The organism is Enterococcus sp. DIV1682a (assembly GCF_051711005.1).
Lineage (GTDB): Bacteria > Bacillota > Bacilli > Lactobacillales > Enterococcaceae > Enterococcus_B > Enterococcus_B hirae.
Genome location: NZ_JBIOLT010000001.1, coordinates 2,495,505 through 2,512,396 on the forward strand (window position 1 = coordinate 2,495,505; position 16,892 = coordinate 2,512,396).

Here is a 16,892-nt window from a genome sequence, read left to right on the forward strand (position 1 = left end):
CTTAATAACTTGGATAAGGCAAATAGACGTCCGTCTCATTTTGCTGTTTTTCTTCGACTAGTTTTGCTAACTGTTGATTGTCCCAATTCAACTCAAACACTGCCGTTTCATCATCTGCATCAAGAAAATCTAAGAGATCACTTTGCCCTTGCGCTAATACTTCGTTCAAATACTCAATCAATGCATCAATGACCGATTTGGCTATCCCTTTCTTCCCTTCATAAGGAATAACCGCTAGATAATCTTTTTCATCAAAATGGGATTTTTGTGGATTGAACAATAAAATACCATCTTCAAATTCAATGATTTCTTCTTCGGAAACTACACCTTGGGCATCATCGATTTCCAAATGCGCTTTATTTTCTGCAAATAGTCGGACAATGATTTCAATCGTATGGTTTTTCGTATCCCAGTCTAATGCCACATCATAATCAGTGATCGTTTTTTCGATTGTTTTGTCTAAGTAGTCAAGTAAGTTTGTTTTTTTCATTTTCTCTTCCTCCAACCCCAGTCTTCCTCCACCAGGTTCTTTCTTTGTAATGATAGATATGGATTTCCAGCCACCACAAAACGTAATGGTTTGTCTGTCCATTCTCCTTTGTTAGGAATACCGATCCTTGGCAAAGCCATGATTTTCTTAGGTATTTTTGTTTTTTCAAAAACAAAATGCAACGGACTGTCTAAAATCGATTGTCCATAAAGTTCTTGTGGTAATCCTAATGCCGCTACCAATTTTCCGGGACCGTTACTAATATCAGGACCAGTCTTCCCACCTCTGTTAATGCTCATTTGAGCCACACCAGTTGCAGGCTCGATCGCACGAATCATTACCCCTTGTGGAATCCCTTCAGGTTGCGTAATAATATTTAAAATACGGTGGGTGTGCATCGTATAAAGATAAATCGTTCCTGGCTTTTCATACATCGCTGCCACTCGTGGGGTTCTGCGCATCCCAAAACTATGAGCCGCTTCATCTTCTGGACCAAGATATGCCTCTGCATCAACGATGTAACCACCAACGGTACCAGTTGGCGTAACATATTCTAAATACATCCCTAAAAGATCTCTGGCAACTTCGGGTGTTGTTTTATTCAATAAAAGTTCATCTAATTGCTCTTTATTTGTCATTTTATTCACCACCCTTATCATACACAATATTGAAAGCATAAGCTATGGAAACCAAGAAAAACCTACAGCAATAGACAGGCAGATAAGAATAGCCGAAAAATCCCAAAAATAGGAAGAACTATCTTCGGATTCTCCGGCTTATTTTTCAGAACTAGACACTTCTGTCACAGCCTTTTATAGGATTTTACATAGACCGTTCAAACCAGAACAAGGTTTAGCATTCATTATTTACCGATCACCAGTCGGCGAGTATAGATTCCCTGACCAGAATGCATCACTGCATCATCAATGATCGACACGAGACGATCTTCACGTGTGACAGGAGGTGTCCAGTTGGAATCAATGACTTCATCAAGTGTTCCTTCATCGACTTGTTCCAAGTACTCAATCGTCAATGAAACACTATTAGCTAAATAATCTGTAAGTAGTTTTTTGTCTGTTACGACGACTTTTTTTGCTTCCGCAGGTGTGTGTTGCCAATCTTGCGTATCATCAGGCAGATCTAATGCAAATTTTCCAGACCAGTCTTGACTAAACCACAGTGGTTCACTATTTTTCAAATCGGATATTTGAAGGTCTAATTCTCGAGCAGTATGCCAGATCAGCCAAGTTACTGATTTGATCAAAGGTGCCGGCATCGTATTTGCTTCTGCTACATCTAGCTGGTCTAACGTTTCTTCAAACCGTTCTTGTGCTCGTAACAATGTTTCACTCAATAATCGTGTCGCTTTCATTTTTCTCCTCCTCCAAGCCATCTATGTCTTCACTCCCTTTATTTTACCTCAAATCAGAATAAACGAGGAAACTGGTGCTTTATTTTAAAAGTCCCCCAGTCCTTTCAATAAGGATCCTCTCTGTTAAACTTAGCTTGAATATGAGTAAACTCGTTTCCTTTCACTTTACGGTTTACGGCGTTCTAAATTAGCGTTACCATAAAGTGGATTGTCTTAATGTATGGTATAATTAACGAACGAAAAATAAAAAAAGGAGGCCGTTTTATGCAGCAACCTTTAGCTTATCGGATGCGTCCACGAACGATCGATGAAGTCGTAGGACAAGAACATTTAGTTGGTGAAGGAAAAATTATTCGGCGAATGGTTGATGCCAAAATGCTGTCTTCCATGATTTTATATGGTCCACCAGGAACTGGTAAAACCAGTATTGCTAGTGCGATTGCTGGCTCAACCAAATTTGCCTTTCGCATGCTCAATGCAGCAACTGATTCCAAGAAAGACTTACAAGTAGTTGCCGAAGAAGCCAAAATGAGTGGCACTGTCATTCTCTTACTTGATGAAATCCATCGTCTTGATAAAACGAAACAAGATTTTTTGCTCCCTCATCTGGAAAATGGACGCATCATCATGATTGGCGCAACAACTGAAAACCCCTATATCACGATTAATCCTGCTATTCGCAGTCGAACACAGATTTTTGAAGTAAAACCCTTAAACGAATTAGATATCCAGCAAGCGGTTCGATCAGCACTAAGTGATAAAGAGCGTGGACTTGGTCATCTAGCTATTCAACTAGACGAAAACGCCTTGCTCCATCTATCACGCGCAACGAACGGCGATCTTCGAAGCACACTTAACGGCTTGGAATTAGCGGCTCGTTCGACCGAGCCAAATGAACAGGGGATCATTCACTTAACGCTAACGATCGTTGAAGAATGTGTCCAACGAAAAGCACTTACTCATGATAAAGATGGAGATGCTCACTATGACGTGATTTCAGCATTTCAAAAATCGATCCGAGGAAGCGATGTTGATGCAGCACTTCATTATTTAGCCCGTTTGGTTGAAGCTGGTGACCTGGCAAGTATCTGTCGGCGCTTGATGGTGATTGGTTATGAAGATATTGGTCTAGGAAACCCTGCTGCCGCAGCTAGAACTGTCAATGCTGTCTTAGCTGCTGAACGTCTAGGACTTCCCGAAGCAAGGATTCCTTTAGCAGATGCCGTAGTTGATCTTTGTCTCTCTCCTAAATCAAATTCTGCTTATGCCGCTTTAGATGAAGCGATTGCTGATATCCGCTCAGGCAACGCTGGCGAAGTGCCCGATCATTTACGAGACAGTCATTACCAAGGAGCCAAGGCATTGAATCGTGGGATTGGTTATCAATACCCTCACAATTTTGATCAAGCCTGGGTGAACCAACAATATTTACCCGACAAATTAAAACAAGCGTCTTATTATCATCCGAAGACTACAGGGAAATATGAACAAGCCCTTGGGCAACAATATCAGCGAATCAAAGAATGGAAAAAATCAGGAGGCAATAAGCCAACGACATAGACTTGATTTTCCATGAGCGCTCTCATTGCTCTTTTTATTTCCATATGCTACTATAGAGGTGGGAAATCTGTGATGTTCGAATTGTCCTCTTTGTGTGTTGACCGAACATTTTTATTGATATCTTGGGACCCGTCTTGTGTCACTGCTGGTAACATGCCTTATCATTTGGTAGTTCGAGGCTACGACCGTGGGACCCACCTGCTTGAATTCGCGGGATCAATACTACAGGACGAACAACGGCATTAACGGAGATTACCATTTTTTGAAGATTAAGGGGCTATGCCAATTACTTGGTACAGCTCCTTTTTTTTCGAGTAGATCCCTTGAAAAACATTATTTGACCAATCTTTAGACTTTTGGAGGAATTTCTATGATTCAACTTTTAATGGGCATTGCCGCATTATTATTATTATTTGTTAGCTATTATTTATTAAAAAAACAACCCATCTTTTTCGTATTAATAGAAGAAACAGAAAAAAATCGTGGCTATTTACAATTCTATGGTGCCATTTACGCTTTCCTAGGGGTGTTAGGTATTTTTGTCGCCTTCTTCAATCAACGATTTATTGCTTTGGCTTACCTGCTCTTGGTCATTATTGTTGCTTCTGTCTTCAGTTTTACTTTCGCTCGGAAAATGGTCAAACCAAACAGTAAATAATTCTCTTTTTGTTCAACTTGTTTTACAATAGAATTATAAATGATTGATTTATCTGAAGGAGTGAATGCTTATGTTACAACAGTACAAAAAAATTATGGTTGCCGTAGATGGCTCTGATGAAGCTGAATTAGCTTTTAAAAAAGCCGTAAACGTTGCTATCAGAAATAATGGAGAACTTTTATTAGCACACGTGATTGATACTCGTTCTTTCCAAACCGTTTCATCATTTGATGGCATGTTGGCAGAGCAAGCAACTGAAATGGCGAAGCAAACGCTAGCTGATTATGAAGCAAATGCTAAAAAAGCGGGATTGAACAATGTTACTACCGTGATTGAATACGGCTCGCCGAAACAAATCATCGCTAAAGAAATTCCTGAGGATAACCATGTAGATTTAATCATGTTAGGTGCAACAGGATTGAATGCTGTTGAACGTCTATTTATTGGTTCTGTTTCAGAATATGTGATTCGTAACGCCACTTGTGATGTTCTAGTGGTACGTACTGATTTAGAGAATAAATTACCTGAAAAAGAATGATTAATTACTAAACAAGCGGTTGTGACAAAAGTATGTCACAACCGCTTTTATTTATTTTTACATATGCTAAAGAGCTTGGCACGTTCTTTTGTTCCAAGCTCTTTTTTAGATTATTTATCCAATCAATCATTTTTTCTAACCTAATCGATTTCATGATAAAAATATTTCTTTGTCATCAATTCGCCTATTTATTTCCTTTAGGAAGTACAATAATGTGCGCATCATTATAAGCTTTTTGTGCTTCTTGTACTTTCGCTAACAGTCTGTCTTTATAAGGTCCATCCACAAGACGGTGGACAAGATTCAATGCAGTATTAATATCATTTTGAGTATTGTTTGTACTTGGTTTACCATTAAAAAACAGACGATCCACCACTGGCGTTGCGTTTGATACAGCAATTAACTGATCGTATTTTTCATGCAATTCATTGGTCGTATAGCCTTCTAAAAATGGAATGTTTATATAAGGAAGTTCACCTAGTTTTTCTGCAAGATCGATCATTTCTTCTGTTGTAAAACTACCTTTAGGATTACCGATATCTCCATCAATAAAGTGTTTATCCATCGTCTCATTCGCAACTTGCCATTTTTGCATCAATGTATCGTATGCTTTTTGTGCTTGATTGACTTTTTCCAATAACGCTGTTTTTTGATCACTATCTGGTAAGCTTTCGACTTGTTGTTTCGCCGCATCAATTTGAGCTTTAGTATTGCCTACTTTTGCTCCATTTCCATCAAACAAATTATTTACTATCGTTAAAGCATCTTCGATTGCTGAATTCAAGATAGAAACTTGTTTGCTCAAAATTTCTTTCCCTTGTTCATCTAAGCTCACTAAAGTAATTGTTTTAGACGTTGCTGATACTTTATTTTTTGCATATACTTCAAATCGATTATTCTTTAACAACTTAAATCCTGGGTAGTACTCTTTTCCATCTACTATCAATTTGAATTTCTTGACATTGCCGGTCACGCTTCCTGTAATATAATCAGTGTTTACTTTATAATAATCTACAACTAAGCTTGGAGCGTTAAGGGTGATTTCTTGCATGCCGATTTCTATACCTTCAGCATTTAAAACTTTTAAAATCACTTTTTTAGAATCTACTGTTACTTTATTTTTTGCATACACTTCAAAATTATTATTCTCTAAAAGTTTAAATCCTGGTGTATATTCTTTGCCATCAACAATTAATTTGAATTGTTTAGCCTCACCTGCAATTTGACCTTTGATGTAATCTTTACCTACTGTATATTCTTCCACCGTTAATTTAGGTGATTGTACAGCAACTTCTCTTGTACCTGTTTCTTTTCCATTTGAATCAAAACTTTTCACTGTAACTGTTTTTGTTGTCGAAGGAATCCTTTTCCCAATATAAAGTTGAAATTTATTGTTTGCTAATAATTTAAATCCTGGTGTGTATTCTTTGCCATCAACAATCAACTTGAACTTCTTGATTTTCCCACTGTATTCTCCCGTCATATGGACATTTCCATAATGATAAACATCCACTTTGAATGCATTTACTCTATCATCCAAAGCTGCTTGAGCGATTTCTAATTTTTTCAATAATTGTGCTTTAACAGGAGATATATTATTTACCGCATCTACTTTTCTTCTAGCTTCATCTATTGCTTCTTGAGTATTACTTTCTTTGGGAGTGTCTCCATTAAAGAGCTGATTTACAGCTTCTACCGCTTGTTTTTCTGCAGGATCTTGGACAATATGTGCATCATTATAAGCTTTTTGTGCTTCTTGTACTTTCGCTAATAGTCTGTCTTTATAAGGTCCATCCACAAGACGGTGGACAAGATTCAATGCAGTATTAATATCATTTTGAGTATTGTTTGTACTTGGTTTACCATTAAAAAACAGACGATCCACCACTGGCGTTGCGTTTGATACAGCAATTAACTGATCGTATTTTTCATGCAATTCATTGGTCGTATAGCCTTCTAAAAATGGAATGTTTATATAAGGAAGTTCACCTAGTTTTTCTGCAAGATCGATCATTTCTTCTGTTGTAAAACTACCTTTAGGATTACCGATATCTCCATCAATAAAGTGTTTATCCATCGTCTCATTCGCAACTTGCCATTTTTGCATCAATGTATCGTATGCTTTTTGTGCTTGATTGACTTTTTCCAACAACGCTGTTTTTTGATCACTATCTGGTAAGCTTTCGACTTGTTGTTTCGCCGCATCAATTTGATCTTTAGTATTGCCTACTTTTGCTCCATTTCCATCAAATAGATTATTGACTGCATCAGTAGCATGTTGAATCACTTCATCTGCAAGTGTATTCTTCTGTTCCGGTACTGGCACACTTGATGCGTTCTGTTCTTTTGTAGTGGAAGATGTTGTTGTTTCTTCTACTTTTTTATTTTCTTTTTCTTCTGAAGCGTGTGTTTGACTTGTTTCACTCGCCTGACTTGATTGATTTGATTGATTTGCTTCTTCTTTTTTCTCATTTTTTTCCGAAGTAGTAATAGTGATGCCTTCTCCCGCCCCATTTTGATCTGCATGGACCATTGGTGTCACTACTCCAGATAAACTAGATAATACTAATGCACTCGTAGTTGAAAACGACACTAAATTCTTTTTCAAGTTCCCCTTTTTCAATTAAAAACCACCCTTTTTTGTTTATTTGATTTAAGGAAATAATAACCTATTCGGGCTCGCTATTTTTTTTAATTATTTAAAAAAAAATGTCATTTTTTTAAATAGACTATTTTATAAAATAAAAAACAATGTTAAAGTTACTCACTTCGGTAAAAAAATTTTTGTTTGTGACACTGGCTGTTCTTCTATTTCTATTCAAGTAACTTTTTATACGAGTCGTTAATGCTTCAGCTATAAAAATAGTCAGTCTTTATTCGTTGAATCAATGAAAACCACTTGCTTACTAACGATTTCTTTTTCTTGTTCATCTAAACTAATCAAAGTAATAGATTTAGTTAGCGCCGATACCTTGTTTTTCGCGTAGACTTCAAATTGATTATCCTTTAACAATTTAAATCCTGGAAAATACTCTTTTCCATCCACTACTAACTTAAATTTCTTTACTGCCCCAGCATAGGTACCTGTAATATATTCATTTCCTAATTTATAGTCATTTATATCTAAGTAGGGAGATTGGACTCTAACTAAACCAGATTTTAACAAATCTCCTTCTGAATTCAGAGCAACCAAAACGACTCTTTTACTTCCACGTAATATTTTATCTTTCGCATAGACTTCAAATTGATTATTCGCTAATCGTCTAAAACCTGGAGTGTATTCTTTCGTGCTTCCTGTGGTCCCCACCCTCAATTTAAATTTAGCAACATCACCAATAAACTCACCTTTGACATAGTTTTCTCCTAATGTGTAATTGTTAATGGTGAGTTTCGGTGCTTGAACTGAAACGTTTTGTGAACTTGTCTCTTTTCCTTTTTTATCAAAGATTTTTACTGTGACTGAAAAAATTGAAGGCGGAATTTTCTTTCCAATATAAAGTTTGAACTGATTATTTGGTAACAAAGTAAAACCTGGGGTATATTCTTTATCGCCAACAATCAGTTTAAATTGATTGATTTCCCCTTCATAAGCACCAGTCATGTATACATTTCCATAAATATAGGGGTCGATCGTACAGGAAGGAGTTTTTTCGTCAAATTCTTTTTGTCCATTTTTTTCTTTAGAATTTGTCATTTTAGTCTGTTTTGAATCATACATTTCTTGCGCTTGAACAATTTTTTCAAATAATTTTGTTTTTTGTACACTTTCTGTTAATTCCATTACTTGTAGCTTTACTTCATTAATTTTTGCTTGGGTATTACTTGTTTTTGCTCCTGTTTCATCAAACAGAAGTTTCACTGCCTCAGTCGCTTTCTTAACGTTTTGATCATTAGGAATGTTCGTTTGTTTCACATCTGAATGTTCACCTGAAATATTTGCCTGGCTGATTTCACTTTTCATTGTTTTCTTTCCTGAGACTTCATTTTGTTCTGCGTATACAAATGGACTGGCAGTTATAGATGAATTAGCTAATATTAGTACACTCATAATCGTTATCGTTAATCGATTTGTTTTTCTCAATTCAATCTCCTCCCTTTTTTTCATAATACTTTATTTTATTTCTATATTTTTTATTGATTTAAAAAAGAACATTTCTTTTTTTCAATCAATCACTTTTTATAGACAAAACAAAAAAACGAAGTGAACAATGTTCACTTCGGAAAAAATTTATTCTTAAAATTATGATACGTTCGTTACACTATTTCATACCTAAAAAAGGCTAACAACTATTTCATTAGAATATTTATTTACGTAAACGTTCCACGTCACGAGCGATCATCAATTCTTCATCAGTTGGAATGACAAGTACTTTGACTTTTGAATCTTTTGTGGAGATATCTAATTCTTCCCCACGTTTTTTATTCATTTCAGGATCAATTTCACAACCAAACCATGTCATGCCTTTAATGATTTCACTACGGACGTGCCCATCATTTTCGCCAATTCCAGCAGTGAAAACAATTGCGTCAACGCCGTTCATCGTTGTCACATATCCACCAATATATTTACGGATACGGTCTACAAAGATGTCATATGCCAAATGGATATGCTCTTGTTCATAGTTTTTCTCAAGATCACGCATGTCACTTGATAAACCTGTTAGACCTAACAAACCTGATTTTTTGTTTAAAATGTTGACCATTTCATCAATATCAATCTCTAATTTTTCCATTAGATAAGGTAAAACAGCTGGATCGATGTCCCCTGAGCGTGTTCCCATTGTTACACCTGCCAGTGGTGTGAATCCCATCGAAGTATCAACTGATTTTCCACCATCTACTGCCGTAATTGAAACACCATTCCCTAAGTGACAAGTGATCAATTTCAACTCTTCGATTGGTTTCTCTAACATCTTAGCCGCACGTTCTGCTACATAGCGATGACTTGTACCATGGAAGCCATATTTTCTTACTTTGAAATCTTCATAGTAAGAAACAGGTAAGCTATACAAATAACTGCTTTTTGGCATTGTTGCGTGGAATGACGTGTCAAAAACAGCCACGCTTTGGATATCTGGTAAGATTTTTTTAAATGCTTTGATACCCATTAGATTAGCAGGGTTATGCAATGGTGCAAACTCTGCTAATTCTTCAATGCGATCCATCACAGCTTCATCCACGATTACAGAATCAGCATAAGTTTCTCCACCATGAACCACACGATGTCCTACACCAGTGATTTCATCGTAAGAACTTAAGATTTGTAATGCAATCAGTTGATCTAACAACATTTTTACTGCTACTTCATGATCATCGATGTCCATGATTTTCTCAAATTTTTGATCTTCACCATATTTGATCGTAAAAATTGAATCTTCTAAACCGATTCTTTCGACAATTCCTTTAGCAATTACGGTTTCTTCTGGCATTTGATATAGCTGCCATTTTAAACTTGAACTTCCAGCGTTGATAGCAATTGTTTTAGACATATAATTCTCCTTCTTAGTGCGTGATTAAAGAGAAGACGATTTCCATGTTTCAAATTCTTTAAAAAATTCAGTCACCTTCTCTGGTTTCTTTAGTGAATCAAGTTTTACAAGTAATACTTCTTGTGCTTGTTTTGCCTTTGTTCCTTTTTTCTGCAAGATCAAAATACTTTTTTGTGATTGCTTGTTACGGAATAATTCATCTGGTAATTGGATCATTCCTTGAAGATATCCTTCTTCTTTAAACCATCTTTTGACTTCTTCACTTTGTTCTGTTTCTAAGAAGTTACTTGGCATCAAAAACAGACCGAATCCATCTGGTTTGACATACTTCATTGCCTGTTCTAATAGCAGATGATGGGCATAACTATGCCCTTGTGTGGTGCTTGTTAAAAACTCTTTTGCTTTTTGATCATTCGGATAATAACCAATCGGTAAATCGCTGATAGCTACATCCACTGGATCAATCAGTAATTCTTGTAAGCCATCTTGGTGAAAATATTGAACATTCGCCTGAGTCAGATCACTTGTTGAAGCAGCAACCGCTAATAACGTATCGTCAATATCTACACCCATCCCTTCCGCTTGGTATCCCGCACTTGATAGGTTTAAAAGAACTGTTAATAACAAGTTGCCCATTCCTGCTGCAATGTCCAAAATCTTGATTGGTTCTTCTTTATTTGTGAATAGCTGTTCAATTAAAAAGACAAATAAAAAACCAATACTATCTGGAGTAAGTTGATGGTTCGCTTGAAGATGTTCTGTCTGACTCCCCTTTAGTAACAGTAGTTGTGACAGACGGCGCCACTCTTCTGGTTCAAAGGAAAGTTGACTGAGTTCTTTATACAAAGCAGAAATCTGTTGCTTGATTTCTTCAGACGGTACTCCATCTACCACTCGTACTTGATAGTTGTCGATTAGGTTTTCAGCATTTTCGACATAGGCTTCTAAAAAGGAAGTTCCCAATGCATTTTGTAAAAGCTGAATCGCTTTTAGGTTTTGTTCAAACCCCTGTTCCATTTTTTCTGGTAACATGGTGCACCTCATTTCTAGATATATTATAACAATTATTTTACCTGTTTAATTTTAACGAACTATGAGCAAAATTTCAATCGTTTTCACACTTTTTTGTTTGTGAAATAAAAAACATAAACGTTATGTAAACAGCGGTAACACAGAAAAGAGTGCGTTTTCATGGATTCACTCGATTTCTGTGTTACTTTCTGTATCACTGTTAAGCATTTCCATGAACTGAAAATGCTGAGATTCGATCTGAATTTCGATCGTTAGCTGATTCGCTTTTCTTTTGTAATGAGCCTTTCCTAAATTATATTGATACATTCCCTGTTCTTTCAACTCGTTACTTTCAGATAAAACCATTTGTTTGATTATTTTTGCTACATAATAATTTTTGGTGCGTTGATTCAAATCTACTGTCGAGCGATAAGTTTGTACAATGATCGACAATAAGGAACTACAAACTAAAAACAATAGTAAGGTTGAGAATAAGATATTACTACTGAATCCCTTGTTATGCTTTTTATGATAGTGGCTTGGTCCAAATTCCCTCATACTTCTCTCCGTTTATAAATTCGATTAAAAATGTGATAGCTGCAGTAGAATCTCTCACTTCCCAATGCTTAACTTGTGTCAACACAGGTTGGTGTCCCCCTGATACTTCTCGTTTACGTATCAACGCATGATATTGCTCAAATAAATAGGTTTTCTTTTCCAACTCATAATAAATACGGTTATCTTTAATGACGACATTTTTTCCTTTTTTTATTTCTTCTTCAAACTGAGCTAAAAAAATCAGCCACTCTTTTTGATCCTTTCGTTGTAAATATTGTTCCACTTTCGTTGTTTGCCTGATTAAAAGACTGATTGAAAGTAAAATAGCACTTAAAATGGCAAGCGAAATCAAACATTCAATCAGTGTAAAGGCAGCTTTATTCTGGTATTTTGGTAATCTCAATCACTTTGTCTCCTTGTGTGAGCTTCACTTTTTCAATCTTTTTCTTTTTAGCGGTTATGGTTGTCTGACTATCTGGTCCATTTAACGTTCGATTCGGTATTTGTTCATACATTCGGTAGGTTTTTACATCTTCATATAGCCTGCGAAGTAATAAGATTTCCTGATTATTTTGCTTTTCTGCATTTAATAAATACAAATTCCCATGGCTGACAAGAAAGATACACGATAAGGTAATGGATAAAGCCATTACTGTTTCTAATAGAACAAAAGCATGTCTATTCGATTTTTTTAATATATCGGCCACTCCCTAGCTGAAATTGATAAACGATTGTTTGTCTTTTATTTGTCCAATAGAACCGATAGGCTTGCAATGAACTTTCATTGCCGGTTCCCGAAGCGAATATGAGCTTTTCCATCTGTTGGACAGTAATTTCATCTGGCACCTCTAAAGTTGACCAACCGAGATTTGGATTAGGTACGTCAAAAACAATTTGATTCTTTGATTGATCGTAAAAGATTCTTGTAGCTTGTTGGCTGACAATGGCTATTTTCTGCGTGGCATATATCCTACTTTCAAATTGTGCAAAAAATTGCTCTATTGTCATCTGCTTTTGCCAAGCTGAGACCGAAAGTGAAGGGAATAGAAATAATCCTAAAGTGATCGTCAAAACAAATAAGGTTTCAATCAAAGTATAACCAGTAAAGCAAATTGGTTTATTTGCGGTTATAGGCATCTGCATGTTCTTGCTTTATATATCCCTCCTTTAAGAGTTCTGCGATCGTTGGGACTTTCCCATTATTTTGCAAAGAGTACAATTCTTTTTGAGCATCGACCAATTGCATCACTGCTTGTTTGCCTTCTCGATTGACATGATCTCGATAGCGGGAAATATTAGGGATGAACAAGAGAACTAATGCACTGATCACTAATAAGACGATCAGCATTTCGATCAACGTAAAACTTTCAACATTCCTTAATTGTTTTCGTCTGAAATTGACTAGATATTTCATAATAAAACCTCCTCAATGTTGCCATAAACCGGCAGTAAAATTGCTGCATAAATCAATAGAATCAAGCTGGCAATTCCTAGAAAAAGGACTGGCTGTATCCATGAAAGTCCACGGTTCACCTTTTGGAAAAAATGCTGTCTTGCTAATTTACTGTAAAACAAAAGTTCTTTACCTAAGTTTCCTTTTGCTTCCCCTTGTAAAACGATTTGACTAAATTCAGCCGTTAAAAATGAATAAGTCTCAAACTGCTGTGCTAAAGAAATTCCTGATTCTAACCCTTTTGTCAGACGAAATGCTAATAGTTGGATCAAACTCCCTTGTTTTGTTTCTTTCAAACAAAAAATAATTTGGCGCAATTCTAATCCCTCGTAGAATAATTTTCCAAATTCTAAAGCGATATAAGAAGACTGGTAGAGGGAAAAAAGCGAACCAATCAATGGTTTGTTGCTGAACCATTCCCCTCGTTGAATCATATCCATTTTTAGGAGCCTGATCTTGATAAACAGACATAATAAACCAACAGATAGTAAAACAAGAAGAACATACCAATGAAAGGACTGCAAGAATCGGATTCCCCAATGCGTATCCATGACCATTTCCGAAGTTAATAACTGTGGCAAAATAAATTGGCGTAATGCAACTAAGATCCCAAATAAAAACAAACACAGTAAACACGGGTAACTGATCATCTTTTTTAATTCTTTTCGAAATTCTGCTACGAGACGAAATTGTTCTGCCATCCCATTCAATGTTTGGATCAAGTTCCCATGCGCACTGGCTAACTCGATTTGCACAAGCTTGTCTTGAGTAAAACCCAATGCTTGTAGAACCTCATAAAAAGAATGTCCTTCTTGCAATAAACGGTGTCCTTGCTGTAAATAAATATGGGGGACAGGTGTGATCTTCAACAATATTTCCGTTGCTTCTTGAATACTAAATCCATGGTCAAGTAACTCCCCCATCAGTCGAATATACTTTGCTTGATGGTTCAGTGACATTTTCTTAGAAGGCAAACGATCGCCAGCGACTATTTTTTGCTTCTTCATAGCTTTGGTCCCACCCTTTCCTCTCAAAATCATTGTAGGTAAAGTTGTAACCCCATAAAGCCGCTGCTGCTTGTGTTTGGTCTAAAAGGATTTCTTGGTAGATTACGCCAGATAAACATTCAAAAAACTCATCGCTTCTGCCAACTAATTCAAGAATTCTCGCTTCGGTTCCATCTAAATGGCGGGCATGAACCGTCGCAAATACACGGTGACCTGTCAACGCTGCTCGAATTGCTACATTCGCTGTCTTGCTATCTCTGATTTCTCCAATGATCAATAAATCTGGACGATGACGTAATGCAAGCTTCAGCAATTCCTCATACGTTTGTTCGATTTTATCGTTTACTTGTAATTGTAAAAAGGCTGTTTCTTCAATTTCTACTGGGTCCTCTATTGTAATTACTTGTACCTCTTTGTCTTGTGCCAAATAGTACATCAAAGAAGTTTTTCCTGATCCAACTGGTCCGCTGAACAAATAGAGCCCACGCTTTTTACTCCGCTCATTGATCACCTTTAAATCCTCAGGACAAAAACAGCGGAACTGTTTTTCAGACAAATCATAAAGTAATCGAATCACCAAACTTTCTCTTTGTAAGTAATCACCTACAGAAGACAGTCTCAGTCTGACCTCTTTTTCTTTTAAGACGTAAGTCATTGCACCTAATTGCGCTTTTCTTCTCTCACCGATATCCATCTCTCCTAAATATTTAAAGCGTGAGATTAATTGTTGTCCAATATCTGATGCAATACTTTTTTGGAATGTTCGTTTTTTACTATAGCGGTAATAAATATTGAAATCAGTTTGATTAGGCATTATATAGATATCTTGAACACGTTTTTTATAACTTTCATTAATGAGATCATCTGATATCTTCTTTATATCCATCTTATCCCCTCCATAAAAAACATACGTCTTTTTTCTAATACTATTTTATTTTTGTATCATTAAATGCTAAAAGATGGGCAAAATCCGAATTTATGTTATACTATTAAAAATTTATTTTGGAGGGAACATGGTGGAATCATTACGAACAAAGCATATTTTAGTCGCTGGGAAAAAAGAACCAGCTGATCTGGTAATCAAACATGCACAAATCGTCAACGTTTTTACAAAAGAAATCCTAACCGGTGATGTTGCGATTTGTGACGGTAAAATCGTGGGGATCGGTCAATACGAAGGCAAAGAAATCTATGATGCAAAAAATCAATACCTCGTACCAGGACTTATTGATGGGCATGTGCATATCGAAAGTTCACTTTTATCTCCAAGCGAGTTTGCAAAAATTTCTTTATTACATGGCGTCACCTCGGTAATTACTGATCCTCATGAAATAGGAAACGTAGCAGGGAGTATTGGGCTTGATTTTATGATTGAAGATGCCCAATCCGTACCAATGAATATTTTTATCATGCTGCCATCCTGCGTTCCTGTAACACCTTTTGAAACAAGCGGCGCAGTGCTAGACGCCCAATCATTCACTCCTTTTCTTGATCGTCCTGAAGTGTTGGGACTTGCTGAAGTGATGAACTACCAAGCTGTTGCAAATAACGAAAAAACCATCATTGATAAATTACAATTGATGCATGAGAAAAATATGAAAATCGATGGTCATGCAGCTGGTATTCAAGGAGATGAGCTAAACGTCTATTTGACAGCTGGTATAAAAACCGACCATGAAGCGACTAACGCACAAGAAGCAAAAGAACGTCTAGCTTTAGGGATGTATTTAATGATTCGAGAAGGGACAGTTGCAAAAGACCTCGAAGCACTCCTGCCCGTTGTAACACCAGAAAATTCACGACGTTGTTTATTTGTCACGGATGATAAACTGATCGATGATCTGGTTGCAGAAGGCTCTATCGATCACATCATACGCCAAGCAATCCATTTAGGAATGGAACCATTACAAGCTATTCAAATGGCCACACTAAACGCGGCCGAATGTTTTGGCTTAAGTCAGCTAGGCGCCATCGCACCTGGCTATCAAGCTGATTTCTTCTTAACCAATGATTTAACGAACCTTCCAATCAATACTGTCTTTTCTAATGGAAAAGTCGTGGTAGAGGATGCACAATTGAATCTGGAACAATTTCAGAGACAAAAAAATACTTATGCTCAAAAATTACCAAAACTGGATGTGAGACCATTAACGGTCGATTCTTTTGCTTTACCACTTTGTACTGAAAAAGCCCACATGATCGAAGTCATTCCTAATAGTTTATTGACCAATGATTGTCTCGTAGAAGTAGACACAAAAAACGGTGTCTTTGTTCCTTCAATTGCCAACGACCAACTAAAAATTGCTGTGATCGAACGTCACCATCGAACAGGAAATGTTGGCGTTGGGATCGTTAAGGGATTTCAACTAAAGAAAGGAGCTCTTGCAACAACTGTTGCGCATGATTCCCATAACATCGTCGTGGTGGGAACGAATGACGAAGATATGTTAATAGCAGCAAACCAATTAATCAAAAAAGGTGGCGGAATGATCGCTGTTGCAGATGGTCAAGAGTTGGCTTGTTTACCCTTACCAATCGGTGGCTTAATGTCTCAAGAACCTTTTTTAGCTGTGAATGAGCAGTTAGTTTCCTTAACTAAAGAAGCACATGCGTTAGGTGCCAGTCAATCATTCGATCCATTTTTAACACTTTCATTTTTAACATTATCTGTCATCCCCGAATTAAAGATTACAGATAAAGGCTTATTTTCATTTTCTAAATTTAACTTGATTGAACCTTCTATATAAAATAAATAC

18 protein-coding genes and 1 other RNA gene are annotated in these 16,892 nt (G+C 36.5%); 5 read left to right on the forward strand and 14 right to left on the reverse strand.

Annotated elements, in window-relative coordinates:
* Nucleotide 1: 1 nt before the first annotated feature.
* The 3 genes from IGJ23_RS11425 to IGJ23_RS11435 form a co-directional block, all read right to left on the reverse strand.
* Nucleotides 2-490, reverse strand: a complete 489-nt coding sequence (locus IGJ23_RS11425; RefSeq protein ID WP_053766270.1) for a DUF3013 family protein — start codon at nucleotides 488-490, stop codon at nucleotides 2-4.
* Nucleotides 487-1,128 (reverse strand): DNA-3-methyladenine glycosylase, encoded by a 642-nt coding sequence (locus IGJ23_RS11430; RefSeq protein WP_010737082.1) that lies wholly within the window; start codon nucleotides 1,126-1,128, stop codon nucleotides 487-489. Before IGJ23_RS11430 ends, IGJ23_RS11425 begins: the two co-directional genes overlap by 4 nt.
* Nucleotides 1,129-1,352: 224 nt before the next feature.
* A complete protein-coding gene (locus IGJ23_RS11435; RefSeq protein ID WP_010737081.1) occupies nucleotides 1,353-1,862 on the reverse strand; it encodes a DinB family protein in 510 nt (169 codons plus the stop codon).
* A 264-nt stretch (nucleotides 1,863-2,126) separates the two neighbouring features.
* Between IGJ23_RS11435 and IGJ23_RS11440 the strand changes: the two genes are divergently transcribed.
* The 4 genes from IGJ23_RS11440 to IGJ23_RS11455 all read left to right on the forward strand — a co-directional run bounded on the left by IGJ23_RS11440 (nucleotide 2,127) and on the right by IGJ23_RS11455 (nucleotide 4,618).
* Entirely contained in the window at nucleotides 2,127-3,422 is a 1,296-nt protein-coding gene (locus IGJ23_RS11440) for a replication-associated recombination protein A (RefSeq protein WP_207427775.1), read from the forward strand.
* A 61-nt stretch (nucleotides 3,423-3,483) separates the two neighbouring features.
* Nucleotides 3,484-3,678: non-coding RNA, 6S RNA (gene ssrS, locus IGJ23_RS11445), on the forward strand.
* 114 nt (nucleotides 3,679-3,792) lie between these two features.
* The gene (locus IGJ23_RS11450; protein WP_010720887.1) at nucleotides 3,793-4,080 is read left to right on the forward strand and encodes a hypothetical protein; all 288 of its coding nucleotides are present in this window, start codon (nucleotides 3,793-3,795) and stop codon (nucleotides 4,078-4,080) included.
* A 70-nt stretch (nucleotides 4,081-4,150) separates the two neighbouring features.
* Complete coding sequence (locus IGJ23_RS11455) at nucleotides 4,151-4,618, forward strand: universal stress protein (RefSeq protein WP_010720888.1); 468 nt, start codon at nucleotides 4,151-4,153, stop codon at nucleotides 4,616-4,618.
* Nucleotides 4,619-4,802: 184 nt separating this feature from the next.
* Here IGJ23_RS11455 and IGJ23_RS11460 read toward each other — a convergent pair whose 3' ends face one another.
* The 11 genes from IGJ23_RS11460 to comGA all read right to left on the reverse strand — a co-directional run bounded on the left by IGJ23_RS11460 (nucleotide 4,803) and on the right by comGA (nucleotide 15,022).
* The gene (locus tag IGJ23_RS11460) at nucleotides 4,803-7,241 is read right to left on the reverse strand and encodes an immunoglobulin-like domain-containing protein (RefSeq protein ID WP_438774981.1); all 2,439 of its coding nucleotides are present in this window, start codon (nucleotides 7,239-7,241) and stop codon (nucleotides 4,803-4,805) included.
* Between the two features lie 243 nt (nucleotides 7,242-7,484).
* Entirely contained in the window at nucleotides 7,485-8,699 is a 1,215-nt protein-coding gene (locus tag IGJ23_RS11465) for an immunoglobulin-like domain-containing protein (protein ID WP_181915121.1), read from the reverse strand.
* A gap of 223 nt (nucleotides 8,700-8,922) precedes the next feature.
* Nucleotides 8,923-10,107, reverse strand: a complete 1,185-nt coding sequence (locus IGJ23_RS11470) for an acetate/propionate family kinase (protein ID WP_010737077.1) — start codon at nucleotides 10,105-10,107, stop codon at nucleotides 8,923-8,925.
* A 24-nt stretch (nucleotides 10,108-10,131) separates the two neighbouring features.
* A complete protein-coding gene (locus tag IGJ23_RS11475) occupies nucleotides 10,132-11,139 on the reverse strand; it encodes a class I SAM-dependent methyltransferase (protein ID WP_010720892.1) in 1,008 nt (335 codons plus the stop codon).
* 165 nt (nucleotides 11,140-11,304) lie between these two features.
* Entirely contained in the window at nucleotides 11,305-11,676 is a 372-nt protein-coding gene (comGG, locus tag IGJ23_RS11480) for a competence type IV pilus minor pilin ComGG (RefSeq protein ID WP_438774983.1), read from the reverse strand.
* The gene (comGF, locus tag IGJ23_RS11485) at nucleotides 11,645-12,079 is read right to left on the reverse strand and encodes a competence type IV pilus minor pilin ComGF (RefSeq protein WP_368020451.1); all 435 of its coding nucleotides are present in this window, start codon (nucleotides 12,077-12,079) and stop codon (nucleotides 11,645-11,647) included. Before comGF ends, comGG begins: the two co-directional genes overlap by 32 nt.
* On the reverse strand, nucleotides 12,054-12,326 hold the full coding sequence (locus IGJ23_RS11490; RefSeq protein WP_368020452.1) for a hypothetical protein: 273 nt from the start codon (nucleotides 12,324-12,326) through the stop codon (nucleotides 12,054-12,056). Before IGJ23_RS11490 ends, comGF begins: the two co-directional genes overlap by 26 nt.
* Nucleotides 12,327-12,354: 28 nt before the next feature.
* Nucleotides 12,355-12,813 carry a competence type IV pilus minor pilin ComGD gene (gene comGD / locus IGJ23_RS11495; RefSeq protein ID WP_010720896.1) on the reverse strand — a complete coding sequence of 153 codons (459 nt, stop codon included), beginning with the start codon at nucleotides 12,811-12,813 and terminating at the stop codon, nucleotides 12,355-12,357.
* Complete coding sequence (gene comGC / locus IGJ23_RS11500) at nucleotides 12,794-13,090, reverse strand: competence type IV pilus major pilin ComGC (protein ID WP_010720897.1); 297 nt, start codon at nucleotides 13,088-13,090, stop codon at nucleotides 12,794-12,796. The genes comGD and comGC overlap by 20 nt, the downstream gene beginning before the upstream one ends.
* Entirely contained in the window at nucleotides 13,087-14,136 is a 1,050-nt protein-coding gene (gene comGB, locus IGJ23_RS11505; RefSeq protein WP_438774985.1) for a competence type IV pilus assembly protein ComGB, read from the reverse strand. The genes comGC and comGB overlap by 4 nt, the downstream gene beginning before the upstream one ends.
* A complete protein-coding gene (gene comGA, locus IGJ23_RS11510) occupies nucleotides 14,093-15,022 on the reverse strand; it encodes a competence type IV pilus ATPase ComGA (RefSeq protein WP_178287179.1) in 930 nt (309 codons plus the stop codon). The genes comGB and comGA overlap by 44 nt, the downstream gene beginning before the upstream one ends.
* Before the next feature lie 130 nt (nucleotides 15,023-15,152).
* Here comGA and ade point away from each other — a divergent pair, with 130 nt between their 5' ends.
* The gene (ade, locus tag IGJ23_RS11515) at nucleotides 15,153-16,883 is read left to right on the forward strand and encodes an adenine deaminase (protein ID WP_438774986.1); all 1,731 of its coding nucleotides are present in this window, start codon (nucleotides 15,153-15,155) and stop codon (nucleotides 16,881-16,883) included.
* The last annotated feature ends 9 nt before the right edge of the window (nucleotides 16,884-16,892 follow it).

What these genes read in the sequence shown, in the direction of transcription:
- IGJ23_RS11435 (WP_010737081.1), bottom strand. Translation starts at nt 1,862, where the DNA reads ATGAAAGCGACACGATTATTGAGTGAAACATTGTTACGAGCACAAGAA.
- comGB (WP_438774985.1), bottom strand. Translation starts at nt 14,136, where the DNA reads ATGAAGAAGCAAAAAATAGTCGCTGGCGATCGTTTGCCTTCTAAGAAA.
- IGJ23_RS11455 (WP_010720888.1), top strand. Translation starts at nt 4,151, where the DNA reads ATGTTACAACAGTACAAAAAAATTATGGTTGCCGTAGATGGCTCTGAT.
- IGJ23_RS11430 (WP_010737082.1), bottom strand. Translation starts at nt 1,128, where the DNA reads ATGACAAATAAAGAGCAATTAGATGAACTTTTATTGAATAAAACAACA.
- comGD (WP_010720896.1), bottom strand. Translation starts at nt 12,813, where the DNA reads ATGCCTATAACCGCAAATAAACCAATTTGCTTTACTGGTTATACTTTG.
- comGC (WP_010720897.1), bottom strand. Translation starts at nt 13,090, where the DNA reads ATGAAATATCTAGTCAATTTCAGACGAAAACAATTAAGGAATGTTGAA.
- IGJ23_RS11470 (WP_010737077.1), bottom strand. Translation starts at nt 10,107, where the DNA reads ATGTCTAAAACAATTGCTATCAACGCTGGAAGTTCAAGTTTAAAATGG.
- IGJ23_RS11475 (WP_010720892.1), bottom strand. Translation starts at nt 11,139, where the DNA reads ATGTTACCAGAAAAAATGGAACAGGGGTTTGAACAAAACCTAAAAGCG.
- comGA (WP_178287179.1), bottom strand. Translation starts at nt 15,022, where the DNA reads ATGGATATAAAGAAGATATCAGATGATCTCATTAATGAAAGTTATAAA.
- IGJ23_RS11440 (WP_207427775.1), top strand. Translation starts at nt 2,127, where the DNA reads ATGCAGCAACCTTTAGCTTATCGGATGCGTCCACGAACGATCGATGAA.
- IGJ23_RS11425 (WP_053766270.1), bottom strand. Translation starts at nt 490, where the DNA reads ATGAAAAAAACAAACTTACTTGACTACTTAGACAAAACAATCGAAAAA.
- comGG (WP_438774983.1), bottom strand. Translation starts at nt 11,676, where the DNA reads ATGAGGGAATTTGGACCAAGCCACTATCATAAAAAGCATAACAAGGGA.
- IGJ23_RS11490 (WP_368020452.1), bottom strand. Translation starts at nt 12,326, where the DNA reads ATGGCTTTATCCATTACCTTATCGTGTATCTTTCTTGTCAGCCATGGG.
- IGJ23_RS11450 (WP_010720887.1), top strand. Translation starts at nt 3,793, where the DNA reads ATGATTCAACTTTTAATGGGCATTGCCGCATTATTATTATTATTTGTT.